19 protein-coding genes are annotated in these 15,882 nt (G+C 65.3%); 15 read left to right on the top strand and 4 right to left on the bottom strand.

The window, feature by feature from the left end:
- Window positions 1-24: 24 nt before the first annotated feature.
- Window positions 25-735, bottom strand: a complete 711-nt coding sequence (rutR, locus tag LW136_RS03330) for an HTH-type transcriptional regulator RutR (RefSeq protein ID WP_234174664.1) — start codon at window positions 733-735, stop codon at window positions 25-27.
- A 282-nt stretch (window positions 736-1,017) separates the two neighbouring features.
- On the opposite strand from rutR, the gene rutA reads away from it, so the two are divergent.
- The 9 genes from rutA to LW136_RS03285 all read left to right on the top strand — a co-directional run bounded on the left by rutA (window position 1,018) and on the right by LW136_RS03285 (window position 7,750).
- The gene (rutA, locus tag LW136_RS03325) at window positions 1,018-2,100 is read left to right on the top strand and encodes a pyrimidine utilization protein A (RefSeq protein ID WP_234174663.1); all 1,083 of its coding nucleotides are present in this window, start codon (window positions 1,018-1,020) and stop codon (window positions 2,098-2,100) included.
- Complete coding sequence (gene rutB / locus LW136_RS03320; RefSeq protein ID WP_234174662.1) at window positions 2,100-2,846, top strand: pyrimidine utilization protein B; 747 nt, start codon at window positions 2,100-2,102, stop codon at window positions 2,844-2,846. The genes rutA and rutB overlap by 1 nt, the downstream gene beginning before the upstream one ends.
- Before the next feature lie 79 nt (window positions 2,847-2,925).
- Window positions 2,926-3,312 (top strand): pyrimidine utilization protein C, encoded by a 387-nt coding sequence (rutC, locus tag LW136_RS03315; protein ID WP_234174661.1) that lies wholly within the window; start codon window positions 2,926-2,928, stop codon window positions 3,310-3,312.
- A 64-nt stretch (window positions 3,313-3,376) separates the two neighbouring features.
- On the top strand, window positions 3,377-4,174 hold the full coding sequence (rutD, locus tag LW136_RS03310) for a pyrimidine utilization protein D (protein WP_234174660.1): 798 nt from the start codon (window positions 3,377-3,379) through the stop codon (window positions 4,172-4,174).
- Between the two features lie 10 nt (window positions 4,175-4,184).
- On the top strand, window positions 4,185-4,775 hold the full coding sequence (locus tag LW136_RS03305; protein ID WP_234174659.1) for a malonic semialdehyde reductase: 591 nt from the start codon (window positions 4,185-4,187) through the stop codon (window positions 4,773-4,775).
- 13 nt (window positions 4,776-4,788) lie between these two features.
- Window positions 4,789-5,316: an NADH-dependent FMN reductase RutF gene (gene rutF, locus LW136_RS03300; protein ID WP_042927166.1), complete on the top strand. Its 528-nt coding sequence runs from the start codon at window positions 4,789-4,791 to the stop codon at window positions 5,314-5,316.
- Between the two features lie 173 nt (window positions 5,317-5,489).
- A complete protein-coding gene (gene dksA, locus LW136_RS03295; RefSeq protein WP_125875588.1) occupies window positions 5,490-5,894 on the top strand; it encodes an RNA polymerase-binding protein DksA in 405 nt (134 codons plus the stop codon).
- 9 nt (window positions 5,895-5,903) lie between these two features.
- Window positions 5,904-7,106: a zinc metallochaperone GTPase ZigA gene (gene zigA / locus LW136_RS03290; RefSeq protein ID WP_126188423.1), complete on the top strand. Its 1,203-nt coding sequence runs from the start codon at window positions 5,904-5,906 to the stop codon at window positions 7,104-7,106.
- Window positions 7,106-7,750, top strand: a complete 645-nt coding sequence (locus tag LW136_RS03285; RefSeq protein ID WP_234174658.1) for a DUF1826 domain-containing protein — start codon at window positions 7,106-7,108, stop codon at window positions 7,748-7,750. The genes zigA and LW136_RS03285 overlap by 1 nt, the downstream gene beginning before the upstream one ends.
- 49 nt (window positions 7,751-7,799) lie before the next feature.
- On the opposite strand, the gene LW136_RS03280 is transcribed toward LW136_RS03285, so the two are convergent.
- Window positions 7,800-8,129 carry a four-helix bundle copper-binding protein gene (locus LW136_RS03280; protein ID WP_023447147.1) on the bottom strand — a complete coding sequence of 110 codons (330 nt, stop codon included), beginning with the start codon at window positions 8,127-8,129 and terminating at the stop codon, window positions 7,800-7,802.
- A 211-nt stretch (window positions 8,130-8,340) separates the two neighbouring features.
- On the opposite strand from LW136_RS03280, the gene LW136_RS03275 reads away from it, so the two are divergent.
- The 3 genes from LW136_RS03275 to LW136_RS03265 all read left to right on the top strand — a co-directional run bounded on the left by LW136_RS03275 (window position 8,341) and on the right by LW136_RS03265 (window position 10,603).
- Window positions 8,341-8,928, top strand: coding sequence for an IMPACT family protein (locus LW136_RS03275; protein ID WP_031298498.1), 588 nt, complete (start codon window positions 8,341-8,343; stop codon window positions 8,926-8,928).
- Between the two features lie 459 nt (window positions 8,929-9,387).
- On the top strand, window positions 9,388-10,338 hold the full coding sequence (locus LW136_RS03270; RefSeq protein WP_023447149.1) for an adenosine deaminase: 951 nt from the start codon (window positions 9,388-9,390) through the stop codon (window positions 10,336-10,338).
- A gap of 100 nt (window positions 10,339-10,438) precedes the next feature.
- Window positions 10,439-10,603 (top strand): hypothetical protein, encoded by a 165-nt coding sequence (locus LW136_RS03265; RefSeq protein WP_185745704.1) that lies wholly within the window; start codon window positions 10,439-10,441, stop codon window positions 10,601-10,603.
- Between the two features lie 3 nt (window positions 10,604-10,606).
- Here LW136_RS03265 and LW136_RS03260 read toward each other — a convergent pair whose 3' ends face one another.
- Window positions 10,607-11,779, bottom strand: coding sequence for a Bcr/CflA family multidrug efflux MFS transporter (locus LW136_RS03260; protein WP_014819092.1), 1,173 nt, complete (start codon window positions 11,777-11,779; stop codon window positions 10,607-10,609).
- 204 nt (window positions 11,780-11,983) lie between these two features.
- Between LW136_RS03260 and LW136_RS03255 the strand changes: the two genes are divergently transcribed.
- On the top strand, window positions 11,984-12,631 hold the full coding sequence (locus LW136_RS03255; RefSeq protein ID WP_234174657.1) for a TetR family transcriptional regulator: 648 nt from the start codon (window positions 11,984-11,986) through the stop codon (window positions 12,629-12,631).
- A gap of 4 nt (window positions 12,632-12,635) precedes the next feature.
- On the opposite strand, the gene LW136_RS03250 is transcribed toward LW136_RS03255, so the two are convergent.
- Complete coding sequence (locus tag LW136_RS03250; protein ID WP_234174656.1) at window positions 12,636-12,827, bottom strand: heavy-metal-associated domain-containing protein; 192 nt, start codon at window positions 12,825-12,827, stop codon at window positions 12,636-12,638.
- A gap of 148 nt (window positions 12,828-12,975) precedes the next feature.
- On the opposite strand from LW136_RS03250, the gene LW136_RS03245 reads away from it, so the two are divergent.
- On the top strand, window positions 12,976-15,354 hold the full coding sequence (locus LW136_RS03245) for a heavy metal translocating P-type ATPase (RefSeq protein ID WP_234174655.1): 2,379 nt from the start codon (window positions 12,976-12,978) through the stop codon (window positions 15,352-15,354).
- A gap of 13 nt (window positions 15,355-15,367) precedes the next feature.
- On the top strand, window positions 15,368-15,811 hold the full coding sequence (cueR, locus tag LW136_RS03240) for a Cu(I)-responsive transcriptional regulator (RefSeq protein ID WP_234174654.1): 444 nt from the start codon (window positions 15,368-15,370) through the stop codon (window positions 15,809-15,811).
- Window positions 15,812-15,882 lie beyond the last annotated feature (71 nt).

Raw genomic sequence — 15,882 nt, 5'->3', positions numbered from 1 at the left:
CACATAGACAACTGCCGCGCAATCTCAACGCGGCCTCACCCCATCGAGGATCAGCGACTGCAGGCTCTTGAGCGTTTCCTCGAAGAACGCCGGATCATCCAGGGTCTTGCCGGCCACGGCCTCGACCTGCACGCGGAAGTCGGCGTAGTGCTGGGTGGTCGCCCAGAGCGAGAAGATCAAGTGATGCGGCGCGATGGGTGCGAGCTTGCCGTCGTCGATCCAGACCTGGATCACGGCGACCTTGTTCTCGACCAGATCGTGCAACGGCTGCTGCAGCTCGCCCAGCAGCAATGGCGCACCCTGCATGATCTCCATGCAGAACAGCCGCGATTCGGCGGGATGATCGCGGGAGAGTTCGAGCTTGACCCGCAGGTAGTCGCGGATCGCCTCGACCGGGTCCTGCTCGACGCTGAATGCTTGCAGCGGCTGCAACCAGACCTCCAGCAGCTGCCGCAGGACATTGGTGTACAGCTCTTCCTTGTTGCCGAAGTAGTACAAAAGGTTGGTCTTGGAGACGTCTGCCTGGGTCGCCACCTGGTCGAGGCTGGTGCCGTGCAGGCCGAAGCGGGAGAACAGCTCCAGCGCGGCCTGAAGAATGCTGGCGCGTTTGCTTTCGATCATGCGCAGGCGGCGGTCCTGGGCGCTGGCGCTCGGTACGCGGACTGCGCCCTTTGGCCGTGGTGTCTTGCTGGCGGTAAGGCGCTTGCGGGGCGGAACGGGGGGCTGGTCTGTCACGGGATTACCGGATGGTTCGAACGAGGCGCTACTGTAGCGCGGCGAGCGTGCGACGCACGAGCGACGAAGGCAGCAAGCGACTGCTGCACGATCTTCGTGCGCCGCGCACAAACCAGGTGCTCTGATTCAGACCAAATGGTCCACATCGCACCACACAAGCTACTTATCTCGTTGATAAAAAAGGCAATTCACTTTCTGGCCTGCATCCTGCTAATGCACCCTCGACCCTGCCCGTCACGTTCGGGCAGCGCTTTCTAGCCATTGCGTACAGAGGTGCTACCCATGGATGTTGGTGTTTTCATTCCGATCGGCAACAACGGCTGGCTCATCTCCGAGAATGCGCCGCAGTACATGCCGACCTTCGAGCTGAACAAGGCCATCGTGCAGAAGGCCGAGGGTTACGGCTTCGACTTCGCGCTGTCGATGATCAAGCTGCGCGGCTTCGGTGGTAAGACCGAGTTCTGGGAACACAACCTGGAATCCTTCACGTTGATGGCGGGTCTGGCGGCGGTCACCAGCAAGATCCAGCTGTTCGCGACTGCCGCAACGCTGACCCTGCCGCCAGCCATCGTCGCGCGCATGGCCTCGACCATCGACTCGATCTCGGGCGGGCGCTTTGGCGTGAATCTGGTGACCGGCTGGCAGAAGCCGGAATACACACAGATGGGCATGTGGCCAGGCGATGAATTCTTCGGCACGCGTTACCAGTATCTCGGCGAATACGCCCAGGTGCTGCGCGACCTCTGGGCCACCGGCCGCAGCGACTTCAAGGGCGAGCACTTCCAGATGGAGGACTGCCGCGTCAGCCCGACACCGCAGGCGGACATGAAGATCATCTGCGCTGGCTCATCCGATGCCGGCATGGCCTTCTCGGCGCAGTACGCCGACTACAACTTCTGCTTCGGCAAGGGCGTGAACACCCCCACCGCCTTCGCCCCGGCCACCGAGCGACTGCTCAAGGCCACCGAGAAGACCGGCCGCCACGTCACCTCCTGCGTGCTGTTCATGGTGATCGCCGACGAAACCGACGAAGCCGCCCGGGCCAAGTGGGAGCACTACAAGGCCGGCGCTGACGAGGAAGCCATCGCCTGGCTTGGCGAGCAGGGCGCCGCCGACAAGGGCGCTGACAGCAACATCCGGCAGATGGCCGATCCGACTTCGGCGGTGAACATCAACATGGGCACGCTGGTGGGCTCCTACGCCAACGTCGCGCGGATGCTCGATGAGATCGCCACGGTGCCCGGCATGCAGGGCGTGATGCTGACCTTCGATGACTTCCTCGAGGGCGTCGAAGCCTTCGGCCAGAAGATTCAGCCGCTGATGCAGAGCCGTCGGCACGTCACCGCGCTGAAGGAATCAGCCTGATGAGGGCCGTCGAACAGATCTCCGGCTACGGCCTGAGCGCCACGGACGAGCCCGTACAGCTGCCGGCGCGCCCCGAGCCGCTGGCAATGAAGGCGAGCGAAACCGCGCTGATCGTGGTGGACATGCAGAACGCCTACGCCAGCCGCGGCGGCTACCTGGATCTGGCCGGTTTCGATGTTTCGGCGACCCAGCCGGTGATCGAGAAGATCCGCCAGGCCCTGGGCGCAGCCCGCGCCGCCGGCATACAGGTGATCTTTCTGCAGAACGGCTGGGACAACGGGTACGTCGAGGCCGGCGGGCCGGGTTCGCCCAACTGGCACAAGTCCAACGCGCTGAAGACCATGCGCAAGCGCCCGGAACTGGCCGGCACACTGTTGGCCAAGGGCGGTTGGGATTACGCGCTGGTGGACGAACTGGCGCCGCAGCCCGGCGACATTCTGGTGCCCAAACCTCGCTACAGCGGTTTCTTCAATTCGCAACTGGACAGCACCCTGCGTGCCCGTGGCATCCGCAATCTGGTGTTCACCGGCATCGCCACCAACGTGTGCGTGGAATCGACCCTGCGCGACGGTTTCCACCTGGAGTATTTCGGCGTGGTGCTGGCCGATGCCACCCACCAGGCCGGGCCGGAGTTCGCCCAGCAGGCCGCGCTGTACAACATCGAGACGTTCTTCGGCTGGGTCTCCAGTGTCGACGCCTTCTGTCAGAGCTTCGCGACCGCACCCAGCGTGGCTGTTGCCAGCTGATTACACCCCAGTGCCCGACCGCGGCGCCCGCAGAGGCGTCCGCCGGGTTCGCCTGAATGCCTTGCAAGGAATCAACGACATGCCCAAGCAATCCATCGTCCCCGCCGGCTCCGGCAAACCGCTCGCCCCGTACGTGCCCGGCTCCATGGCCGATGGCGTGGTCTACGTCTCCGGCACCCTGCCGTTCGACAAAGACAACAACGTGGTCCACGTCGGCGACGCCGCCGCGCAGACCCGCCATGTGCTGGAAACCATCAAGGGCGTCGTCGAGGCCGCCGGCGGCAGCATGGACGACGTCACCTTCAACATGATCATGCTCACCGACTGGGCCAACTACACCAAGGTCAATGAGGTGTACGCCGAGTACTTCCCCGGCGAGAAGCCCGCGCGCTACTGCATCCAGTGCGGGCTGGTGAAGCCCGATGCGCTGATCGAGATCGCCAGCATCGCCCACATCGGCCAATAGCGCCTGCCGGAGCGGGCCAGCCGGCACGCCGGCTGGCCCGCTGATACTGCACGGAGGGAGTGACATGCACTACGAACTTCATGGCCGCATGGAGCCCGATGCACCGACCCTGGTGCTCAGTTCCGGCCTCGGCGGCGCAGCTGCCTTCTGGACGCCGCAGCTGCCGGCGCTGACCCAGGACTACCGGGTGCTGGTCTACGATCAGCTGGGGACCAACAAGAGCCCGGCGAACCTGCCGGCGGGCTATTCCATCGAGTCCATGGCAGTGGAGTTACTGGAGCTGCTGGACACCCTGGGCATCCGCCGCTGCCACTTCATCGGCCATGCCCTCGGTGGGCTGGTCGGCTTGCAGATCGCCCTGCTGCGGCCGCAGTTGCTGCAGAGCCTGGTGCCGATCAATGCCTGGAGCAGCCCCAACCCGCACAGCGCCCGCTGTTTCGCAGTGCGCCTGAAGCTGTTGCACGACAGCGGCCCGGCGGCCTATGTGCAGGCGCAGGCGCTGTTCCTCTACCCGGCCGACTGGATCGCGGCCAACAGCGAGCGACTGGCACGCGACGATGCCCATGCACTGGCGCACTTTCCGCCGACGATGAATCTGGTGCGGCGCATCGAGGCACTGCTGGCCTTCGATATAGAGGCCGAGCTGCCGCGCATCACCACCCCGATCCTGCTGATCGCCAACCGCGACGACATGCTGGTGCCCTGGCAGCGTTCGCAGCACCTGGCCGCCGCCCTGCCCAATGCCCAGCTGGCGCTGCTGAACTACGGTGGCCACGCGTCCAGCGTCAGCGACAGCGAACCCTTCAACCAGATCCTGCTGGACCATCTTGCCGAGCAATGCGGCCAGGTTGCAGCAGCCTGAGGACCCGAACATGCACGCCCCCATCGACTCGAATGCCCTCGCCACGCTGTTCAGCGAGGCCCGCACCCACAGCGCCTGGCTGGACAAGCCGGTGCCCGACGCCCTGCTCGAGCAGCTTTACGAACACATCTGCCTCGGTCCGACCGCGGTCAACAGCTGCCCGGCGCGCTTCGTCTTCGTGCGCAGCGCCGAGGGCAAGCAGAAGCTCGCGCCCTGCCTGTCCAAGGGCAATCTGGACAAGACCCTGGCCGCGCCGGTGACGGTGATCGTCGCCTATGACGAGGACTTCCCGGAAACCCTGCCCGAGCTGTTCCCCTTCGCCGACGCGCGCAGCTGGTACGCCGGGCAACCGGCACTGATCACCGAGAACGCGCTGCGCAACAGCTCGCTGCAGGCCGGCTACCTGATCCTCGCCGCCCGCGCTTTGGGGCTCGATTGCGGACCGATGTCCGGCTTCGACGGCAAGGCACTGGACGAGGCCTTCTTCGCCGGTACGAGCTGGAAATCCAATCTGCTGATCAACCTCGGCTACGGCGACGCCAGCAAGCTGCGCGACCGCCTGCCACGCCTGCCCTTCGACCGCGCCTGCGTCCTCGCCTGATGGAGAACCGACCATGCAACTGGCTCAATGCGAAACCACCAGTCAATTCAGCGCTCCAGTGATTCGTGAAGATTATCGTGATGCCATGGCGCGGCTGGCCGCGGCAGTCAACATCATCACCACCGACGGCCCCAGCGGCCGCGCCGGCTTCACCGCCACCGCGGTGTGCAGCGTCACCGACGAACCACCAACGCTGCTGGTGTGCCTGAACCGCAGCGCATCGGCACATCCCATCGTCACCGCCAACGGGCAGCTGTGCGTGAACACCCTGGCCGGCGCACAGCGGGACCTGTCCAACCTGTTCGGCGGCAAGACGCCCATGGCAGAACGCTTCGCCGCAGCACAGTGGAGCACCGGCGTGACCGGCTCGCCGCTGCTCGACGGCGCCACCGTGTCGTTCGACTGCCGCATCAGCCACAGCGCCAGCGTCGGCACCCACGACATCCTCTACTGCGAAGTGCTCGCCGTGTACCGCCGCGACAGCAGCGATGCGCTGGTGTACTTCGGTCGCAACTACCACGGGCTGCCCGGCGCCGTCTGACCGCCCAGCCCCCATCAACACCCGAGCCCGCCGCGCGATCCGCGCCGCGGGCTTTTTCTTTGCCTCGGAACAACGCGCTTACCGGTGCGCCGCTCGACACGCAAACAGCGCTTGCATCACGAACATAATTGTTATGTTATAACTCTTACATTATTTCCGACACGTGCCTCCCGATGACCGAAGCCGAACTACTCGTCCAGCCCGCCGAGGCGTACATGAACGCAGAGCAGCAGGCCTTCTTCCGCGACCTGCTTTTGCACCAGCGTGCCGAGCTGCAGGCGCGTATCGAGGAAGAATTCCAGGCGCTGCGCGAACAGGAGCCGAGCAGCGACCCCGCCGACATCGGCAGCGCAGAAGAACAGCGTCACTGGCAGCTGCGTGTGCTGGAGCGGGAGAAAAAGCTGCTCGACAAGATCGACGCCGCGCTGGACGCCATCGCCCGCGGCGAATACGGCTGGTGCGCCGAAACCGGTGAACCCATCGGCCTGCAGCGCCTGCTGTTGCGCCCCACCACGACGCTGTCCATCGAGGCGAAGCAACGCCAGGAACAGCGCGAAAAACACCAACGTTCCGCCTGAGAGACCGCCATGAACCGCCTTCCCGTTACCGTCCTGTCCGGCTTCCTCGGTGCCGGCAAGAGCACCCTGCTCAACCACATCCTGAAGAATCGCGAAGGCCGCCGCGTCGCGGTGATCGTCAACGACATGAGCGAGATCAACATCGACGGTAACGAGGTGCAGCGCGGTGTCAGCCTCAACCGTGCCGAAGAAAAGCTGGTGGAGATGAGCAACGGCTGCATCTGCTGCACCCTGCGCGAGGACCTGCTTGAAGAGGTCGGCAAACTCGCCCGCGAAGGCCGTTTCGACTACCTGTTGATCGAGTCCACCGGGATTTCCGAACCGCTGCCGGTGGCCGAGACCTTCACTTTCCGCGATGAACAGGGTCAGAGCCTGGCCGATCTGGCTCGCCTGGACACCATGGTCACGGTAGTCGACGGGGTTAATTTCCTGCGTGACTTCCAAGAGGCAGAAAGCCTAGCCAACCGCGGCGAAACCCTTGGCGAGGACGACGAGCGCTCGGTCACCGAGTTGCTGATCGAGCAGGTGGAGTTCGCCGACGTCATCCTGATCAGCAAGATCGACCTGATTTCCGCCGCCGAACGTGAAGAGCTGACCGCCATTCTCGGTCGGCTCAATACCCATGCCGAGATCCTGCCGATGAGCATGGGCCAGGTGCCGCTCGACCGAATCCTCGACACCGGCCGTTTCGATTTCGAACGCGCCGCCCAGGCGCCGGGCTGGCTCAAGGAAATGCGCGGTGAGCATGTGCCGGAAACCGAGGAATACGGCATCGCCTCCACCGCCTACCTGGCGCGCCGGCCGTTCCATCCGCAGCGTTTCTACAACTTCCTCAACCGCGAGTGGAGCAACGGCCGCCTGCTGCGCTCCAAGGGTTTCTTCTGGCTCGCTACCCGCCCCGAGGAAGCCGGCAGCTGGTCGCAGGCCGGTGGGCTGATGCGCTACGACTACGCCGGGCGCTGGTGGCACTTCACCCCTGAATCGGCCTGGCCGAGCGACAGCGAAAGCCGCACGGCAATCTTGGCCAAGTCCCGCGGCGAGTTCGGCGACTGCCGCCAAGAGCTGGTCTTCATCGGGCAGAACATCAACTTCGACCAGCTGCGCCGCGAACTCGACGCCTGCCTGCTGAACGACAGCGAGTGGGCCGTGGGCGTCACCGGCTGGCTGCGCCTGCCGGACCCGTTCGGCCCCTGGCACGAGCAGGTCGCCTGATGCTGGCGCAGCAGATCATCCGCCCACAGCCGCGCCAGTTGCTGGGCGACTCCCCGGCAGTACTCGGCGAAGCGCTGAACGACGGCGTCAACCTCAGCGTATGGCAGCGCCGGCTGCCGCTGCACATTGCCGAGTTCGCCGAGACACTCCTGGCCCTGGGCGAGCCGCTGGCCGAATCGCTGACCCTCGAACCGACCGGCGACGGTGAGCTGCAGCTGCCAACCCTGGCGGCGGCCTATCGGGACATTGCCGGCCATGCCGGTTTCGTCGCCGACGTGGCCTGGCTGGTGCGGGCGTTCAGCTGCCTGGTCGATGCGCGGCGCATTGGCCTGCGCCTACGCGTGCTGGACAAACCCATGTGCCCGCGCTTTCACGTCGATCATGTACCGCTGCGGCTGATCACCACCTACGCCGGCGCAGGTAGCGAATGGCTTCGGGAGGGCGGCATGCAGCGTCAGCGCCTGGGCGATCCGACAGCCGAACCGACTGATCCGGCTGCCATCCAGCAGCTCGGGGTTGGCGACGTAGCGTTGTTCAAGGGGGAGAAATGGCTGGGTAACGAAGGCGCCGGGATCATTCATCGCTCGCCGCAGGCGACAACGGCTGAGCGCCGTCTGATCCTGACGCTGGACTGGCTGAGCTGAAGCAAAAGGGCCGGCAGCGGCAGCTGCGGCCCTCCGAATCGGCGACCGATCAGGCAGCCATCTTTTCGCACTCTTCAGCGCACTTGCGACAGGCCTCGGCGCAGGCCTGGCAATGGTCGTGCTTGTGCTTGCCGCACTCCTCGGCGCAATCGCGACAGACCTGCGCGCAAAGCTTGCAGAAGGCTTTGGCATAGGCACTGTCGCGGGTCATCAGCACTGCTGCGATCGCACACATGTCGGCGCAGTCACGATCGAGTTCGATGCAGCGCGCCATCATCTTCACGTCGTCCTCGCGCAAGCAGGATGCCGCGCAGGTCTCGCAGACCAGTGCGCAATTGGAACAGGCCTGGATACATGACTGGTAACTGGAATTGAGCATGGAATGTCCTCCATCCGATGTGCCAGCGAAATGCGGTACGGCGGGGCCTCTCCAGGCCATGCGCGCAACCGCGCCCTACTAGATAGGGGTTGGACGGTCCGGCGAAGTTCAATCCGTTCGCCGGATGGCCTCTTGCAGGACGACGCAGCGCAGCCGCGGCGGCGCCGCTACAATGGCCGCCCTGCAAACCATCACCGACGCCGTAACAGCCATGCCCTTCACCCTGTCCGCGCCCTGCGAATTGCTGGAAGTCATCAGCAAAAGCCGCTTCCTGGCCAAGGCGGCACCCGTGCAGAGCGCCGAAGAGGCCCAGGCCTTTATCCAGGCGGTCAGCGATCCCACCGCTACGCATAACTGCTGGGCGTGGAAGATCGGCAACCAGTACCGTTTCAGCGACGACGGCGAGCCCGGCGGCACGGCGGGTCGGCCGATGCTCACCGCCATCGAAGGGCAGGATTTCGACCGGGTCGCGGTGGTGGTGATCCGCTGGTTCGGCGGCATCAAGCTCGGCACTGGCGGACTGGCCCGTGCCTATGGCGGCACCACGGCGAAGTGCCTGCAGGCCGGCGAACGCAGCGAGCTGGTGTCGCGCTCGCGCTGTCGCTGTCATTGCCGCTTCGCCGAGCTGGCGCTGTTCAAGGCACGCCTGGCGGAATTCGAGGCGCTGCTGGAAGCCGAACATTTCGATGCCGAAGGCGCGACCCTGGAGATTGCCCTTCCCGCCGCTCAGCTGCAGCCGCTGGCGAGATTGCTCGCTGATATCACCCGCGGGCGCAGCCAGCTGGAAGCCATGGACTAGACGCGTCGTTGCCCACAAATACTGTGGACGCAATTGTGGATAACAATTGTATGGCCGCCTGGAAAGCGCTCGCGGCGGGCGCTCGGGAAAACTGCACAATTTTTGATCAACCAGCCTTACGCGCCCCAATGGGGTGCGTTAAGCGCTTGAATTACTGTGTTTTTTGACTGAGCAGTCGGCTACTGACGTTTTGCTATCAATCGCGTTCTGCCAGCTCGAGGTTATGCCCGAATTGAGTGGAGAACTTTGTGGATAACGTTGGGAACAACCGCGCCAGCGCCCGTCAGATCTGGGCTGCAGACCGCTGGTCAATTAATCGCCAAATCGCGCTAGCCGCAATGAACCGGTCATTCGGCTGTCATCCAGAATTGCTAGGCGGGACAAAGTGGTCAGCTGGCATATCAGTTGCTCCAACCCACCGATAGAATGCCCGCACACCCGAAAGACGAGAATTTCGCGATGCACGACTGGCTCAACAATCTGCCCAAGGCCGAACTCCACCTGCACCTGGAGGGCTCGCTGGAACCCGAACTGATGTTCCGCCTGGCCGAGCGCAACAAGATCGCCCTGCCCTGGAACGACGTGGAGGCACTGCGCAGCGCCTACAACTTCGGCAACCTGCAGGAATTCCTCGACCTCTACTATGCCGGCGCCGACGTGCTGCGCACCGAGCAGGATTTCTACGACCTGACTTGGGCCTACCTGCAGAAGTGCGAAGAGCAGAACGTGGTGCATACCGAGCCCTTCTTCGACCCGCAGACCCACACCGACCGCGGCGTGCCGTTCGAGGCCGCGCTCAACGGCATCAGCGCGGCGCTGGCCGATGGCCGTGAGCTGCTGGGCATCAGCAGCGGGCTGATCCTCAGCTTCCTGCGCCACCTGCCGGAAGAGGAAGCCTTCAGGACGCTGGAACAGGCGCTGCCCTATCGCAACGCATTCTTCGCCGTGGGCCTCGACAGCTCCGAAGTCGGCCACCCGCCGAGCAAGTTCCAGCGCGTCTTCGACAAGGCGCGTGCCGAAGGCTTCCTCACCGTTGCCCATGCCGGCGAGGAAGGCCCACCCGAGTACATCTGGCAGGCGCTGGATCTGCTCAAGGTCAGCCGCATCGACCACGGCGTGCGTGCGGCCGAAGATCCGAAGCTGATCGCCCGGCTGATCGAGGAGCAGATTCCGCTGACCGTCTGCCCGCTGTCCAACACCAAGCTCAAGGTGTTCGACGACATGCGCCAGCACAACATCCTCGAACTGCTGGAGCAGGGCGTAAAGGTCACGGTGAATTCCGATGACCCGGCCTACTTCGGCGGCTATGTGACGGAGAACTTCGTCGCGCTGCACGAAAGCCTGGGCATGACCGAGGAACAGGCCCGCCGCCTGGCGCAAAACAGTCTGGACGCACGGCTGGCCTATTGAGCCATTCGTCGGCGCCCGGCCGACCTGCGACACCATGGCTCGCCGCGCGAGCCATGGCTGCGCCTAGACTGTGCCGCGTCTACTTCACGAGGAGATCGCCATGCACATTCTCGTCCGTCCCCTGACGCCCTACCCCGACAGCGCCTGGCAGGTGAGCCTCGACCGGCAGAAAGTCACCTTTCGCAGCGAAGCCGAAGCGCGCGCCTTCGTCGAAACCCTGCACCGTCGCCTGCAGGCGCCGCATCCCCTGCCACTCAGCGCCTGACAGTCATTCCGTACTGGCGCGCGCCGTGGTGTAGGCGACGATCGTTGCCAGCAGGCCGCACAGGCTGATGATCGCCGCCAAGGGCACTGCGGTGCCGTTGTGCAAAGCCCCCACCGCGGAAGCGGCGATGGCGGCAATGGTGAACTGCATGCTGCCGAGCAAGGCCGAGGCGCTGCCGGCATTGGCGCGCTGGTCGGCCATGGCGCAGGCCGTGGCGTTCGGCAGCAGGCAACCGAGACAGGACACGCAGCAGAACAGCGGAATCAGCAACGGCCAGAGCGATTCGGGCTGTGCGGCCGCCACTGCCAACAACGCCAGCGCACTGCCGAAGAAGAACCACACCCAGCGCCGCACCCAGAACTCCGGCCCGCGCCAGCGCACCAGCCGCACGTTGACCTGCGCCATCAGGATGAAACCCGCCGCATTGACGCCGAACAGCCAGCCGAAATGCTCGGGTTTGACGCCATACAGTTCGATGAAGACGAACGGCGAGCCGGTGATGTAGGCGAACATGCCGGCCATGCACAGCGCACCGGTCAGCACGTGGCCGATGAAGAAGCGATCACGGAACAGCCGCAGATACTGCCCGAGCGCACCGGACATCGGCTGACGCGGCAGCCCGGCCGGATAGGTTTCCGGCAGCCACAGCGTGACCGCCACCAGGCACATCGCGCTGAACAGCGTCAGCAGGATGAAGATCGACGGCCAGCCGAACGACGCCAGCAACGCACCGCCCGCCACCGGCGCGAGGATAGGCGCCAGGCCCATCACCAGCATCAGCTGCGAGAACACCTTGGCGCTGGTCATCGGGTCGCACAGGTCACGCACCACGGCACGCGCTACCACCATGCCGGCACAGCCACCGAGCGCCTGGACGAAACGCACGCCGATCAGCCAGTCCATGGACGGCGCAAAGGCGCTGGCCAGCGATGCCAGGGTGAACAGCGTCACACCGACCAGCAGCGGCCCGCGCCGCCCATAGCGATCGGCCAAAGGCCCGTAGACCAGCTGACCAATGGCCAGGCCGATGAAATAGGCCGCCAGCGAAAGCTGCACGTGATCGACACTGGTGCCGAACGACTCCGCCAGCAAGGGGAACGCCGGCAGGTACATGTCGATCGCCAGGGGACCGAACGCGCTGAGCGCGCCCAGTATGAGAAGAATCCGCAGGGACATCAGAGGCTCGCAAGCTGGAAAGAAGACGTGGCCGGGTGAGTTATTGGGACCTCGGCCGTGCCCGGGAATTTGCACCGGCGTGCAAGATGCTGTTACATACACCGCCGATTATAAACATGCATCACGACGAGATGCGCCGTTACACTGGCCGCCCTCCATCGCTGCTGGACGCCCGAAGCAGCCGTCATCTGCCTGAATCTGCCCATGCGCCGAACCAAAGAAGAAGCCGAAAAAACTCGTATCGCCATCCTCGCGTCTGCCGAGCGGCTGTTTCTGGACAAGGGGGTGGCCCACACCAGTCTCGACCAGATCGCCCGTGACGCCGGTGTGACGCGCGGCGCGGTGTACTGGCATTTTCAGAACAAGGCGCACCTGTTCCACGAAATGCTCAACCAGATTCGCCTGCCACCGGAGCAGATGACCGAGCGCCTGTGCAGCTGCGATCAGCAGCAGCCGCTGCAGGCACTGATCGCCCTGCGCAACCTGACGGTCGAGGCCATCAGCACCCTGGCCAGCAACGAGCAGAAGCGCCGGATCTTCACCATCCTGCTGCACAAGTGCGAATTCACCGATGAACTGCGTGAAGCCGAGGAACGTCACCACGCCTTCATCAACCAGTTCATCGATCTGTGCGAAAACCTGCTGCGCAACGCCTCGACCTGCCTGCGCCCCGGCGTCACGCCGCGGCTCGCCGCGCTGTCGCTGCATGCCCTGGTGGTCGGACTGTTCACCGACTGGACGCGCGACACCGAACTGTTCGCCCCAGAGGTCGATACCAGGGCGCTGATCGACCCGCTGTTCCGCGGCCTGCTCCGCGACTGGCCGGACGATCCCGACCAGCCTGCGGCGTGAGCGATCAGCTCACCTGGTAACCCTCTTCGCTGATCGCCTGGCGAATCGCCTGCTCGCTGGCGCTGCTCTGAACCTGCACCGTTCCGGCCGCCAGGTCCACCTGCACCTGCGCCTGCGGGTCCAGAGCCCGGATGGCCTGGGTTACCGCACGCTCGCAGTGGCTGCAGGTCATTCCGCTCACGTTGAATACTTGCATCGTCGCTCTCCTCGTCTGCTGAAGGCGCCGATTCTCGACCTTGCCACCCGGGCAAGGTCAAGGCACCTGCTGTCGCAGATCATGGTGTTGACCTTGCCATAGGGTTAAGGTCGATCCTGCAGCCATCGCAATCCGAGGAGTCACTGCCATGTCCAGCGCCACCCATACGCTGCCGGTCAGCGGTATGACCTGCGCCAGCTGCGCCGGCCGCGTCGAACGCGCCCTGCTCAAGGTACCCGGCGTCGCCGCGGCCAACGTCAACCTGGCCAACGAACAGGTGCGCGTCGAAGGCGATGACCTGGGTGTGGCGACACTGATCGAGGCCGTGGAAAAGGCCGGCTACGGCGTACCGCTGCAGAGCATCGAGCTGAACATCGAGGGCATGACCTGCGCCAGCTGCGTCGCCCGGGTCGAGCGCGCCCTGCTCAAGGTGCCCGGCGTGCGCAGCGCGGCGGTGAACCTGGCCAGCGAGCGCGCGCATGTCGAGGTGATCGGCACGCCGGACCCCGCCGTGCTGATCCAGGCGGTCGAGGCCGCTGGTTACAAGGCGAGCGCCGGCGACCAGCAGCGCCCCGAACAGGATGCCGCGCGACGCCTGCAGCGTGAACGCTGGGCGGTGATCGCCGCCCTGTTGCTGGCCGCACCGCTGGTGCTGCCGATGTTCGGCGAACTGTTCGGGCAGCACTGGATGCTGCCAGCGTGGATCCAGGTCCTGCTCGCCACCCCAGTGCAGTTCATCCTCGGCGCACGCTTCTACGTGGCCGGCTGGAAGGCGGTGCGTGCTGGCGCCGGCAACATGGATCTGCTGGTCGCCATCGGCACCAGCGCCGGTTATGGCCTGAGCCTCTATCAATGGTGGGCGACGCCGGCCGGGCAGATGCCGCACCTGTATTTCGAGGCCTCGGCGGTGGTGATCGCCCTGGTGCTGCTGGGCAAATACCTGGAAAGTCGCGCCAAGCGCCAGACCAGCGCCGCCATTCGTGCGCTCGAAGCCTTGCGCCCAGACCGCGCGACGCGGGTAGTCGACGGCCGCGAGGAAGATGTCGCCATCGCCGCGCTGCGCCTGGACGACCTGGTGCTGGTCAAGCCCGGCGAGCGTTTCCCGGTGGACGGTGAAGTGGTCGAGGGCGAGAGCCAGGCCGACGAAGCGCTGATCAGCGGCGAAAGCCTGCCGGTAAACAAGGCACCGGGCGACCGCATCACCGGCGGCGCGATCAATGGCGAGGGCAGGCTGCTGGTGCGCACTACTGCGCTCGGTGGCGAGACCGTGCTGGCGCGGATCATCCGCCTGGTGGAAGACGCCCAGGCAGCCAAGGCGCCGATCCAGAAGCTGGTGGACAAGGTCAGTCAGGTGTTCGTCCCGGCGGTACTGGTGATCGCCGTGTTCACCCTGATCGGCTGGCTGCTGACTGGCGCCCCGATCGAGGTCGCGCTGATCAACGCCGTGGCCGTGCTGGTCATCGCCTGCCCCTGCGCCCTGGGCCTGGCGACGCCGGCGGCGATCATGGCCGGCACCGGCGTGGCGGCGCGCCATGGCATCCTGATCAAGGACGCCGAGTCGCTGGAAGTCGCCCATGCGGTCACGGCCGTGGCCTTCGACAAGACCGGCACGCTCACCTCGGGCAAGCCGCAGATCATCCACCTGCATGCCGTGGACGGCGACGAAGCGCGGATACTGCGCCTGGCCGGCGCCCTGCAGCGGGGCAGCGAACACCCGCTGGCGCGCGCCGTGCTGGAGCGCTGCGAAGCCGACGGCATCGCCGTGCCGGATGTACAGAAGAGCCAGGCCCTGAGCGGCCGCGGCATTGCCGGCACGCTGGACGGCCAGCAGCTGGCGCTGGGCAACCGGCGCATGCTCGAAGAGTACGGCCTGCAGCCGGGCGAGCTGCTGGAAACCGCCCAGCGCTGGGAAGCCGAGGGTCGCACCCTCTCCTGGCTGGTGGAGCATGCGCCCGAGCCGCGTATCCTCGGCCTGTTCGCTTTTGGTGACAGCCTCAAGGACGGCGCCGCAGCAGCGATTGCCGGGCTCGCGGCGCGGCATATCCGCAGCCACCTGATCACCGGCGACAACCGTGGCAGCGCGCGGGTGGTGGCCGAAGCGCTGCACATCGATGATGTGCATGCCGAGGTGCTGCCAGCGGACAAGGCAGCCACCGTGGCGGAGCTGAAGAAAGGCGGCGCCGTGGTGGCGATGGTCGGTGACGGCATCAACGATGCCCCGGCCCTGGCCGCAGCGGATGTCGGCATCGCCATGGGTGGCGGTACCGATGTGGCCATGCACGCCGCCGGCATCACCCTGATGCGCGGCGATCCACGGCTGGTTCCGGCGGCGCTGGACATCAGCCGGCGCACCTACCGCAAGATCCAGCAGAACCTGTTCTGGGCCTTCATCTACAACCTGGTGGGCATTCCGCTCGCCGCCTTCGGCTTTCTCAGCCCGGTGGTGGCTGGCGCGGCGATGGCCCTGTCGAGCGTCAGCGTGGTGAGCAACGCCCTGCTGCTGCGTTCCTGGAAGCCGGAAGAATGATCGGGAGCACACCATGAACATTGGTCAGGCAGCCAAGCACAGTGGCCTCACGGCGAAGATGATCCGCTACTACGAATCCATCGGCCTGCTCACGCCGGCCGGGCGTGGCGCCAATGGCTATCGCCACTACAACGAGCGCGACCTGCATCAGCTGGCCTTCATCCGCCGCGCCCGTGACCTGGGTTTCTCGCTGGAGGAGGTCGGCAAGCTGCTGGCGCTGTGGCAGGACCGTCAGCGCGCCAGCGCCGACGTGAAAGTCCTGGCCGGCGCGCACATCGACGAGCTGAACCGCAAGATCGCCGAGCTGGTCGGCCTGCGCGACACCCTGCAGGAGCTGGTCGACCACTGCCAGGGCGATGATCGCCCGGACTGCCCGATTCTGCAGGGCATCGAAAGCGGCTGCTGCAGCGCCCCGTCATCCCGCCCCTCCCCAATCACTGCGCCTGGCAAAGGCTGATACCAACGCGGGCCGCCTCGGCCCACGCCCCCTGCTCCAGTATTCGCTGCGACCATTCCTCGATTTACATT

This window comes from Stutzerimonas kunmingensis, from assembly GCF_021432085.1.
In the GTDB taxonomy this organism is placed as follows: Bacteria; Pseudomonadota; Gammaproteobacteria; order Pseudomonadales; family Pseudomonadaceae; genus Stutzerimonas.
The sequence above is the reverse complement of the archived record's forward strand: the minus strand, read 5'-3'. Positions and strand labels throughout refer to the sequence as shown.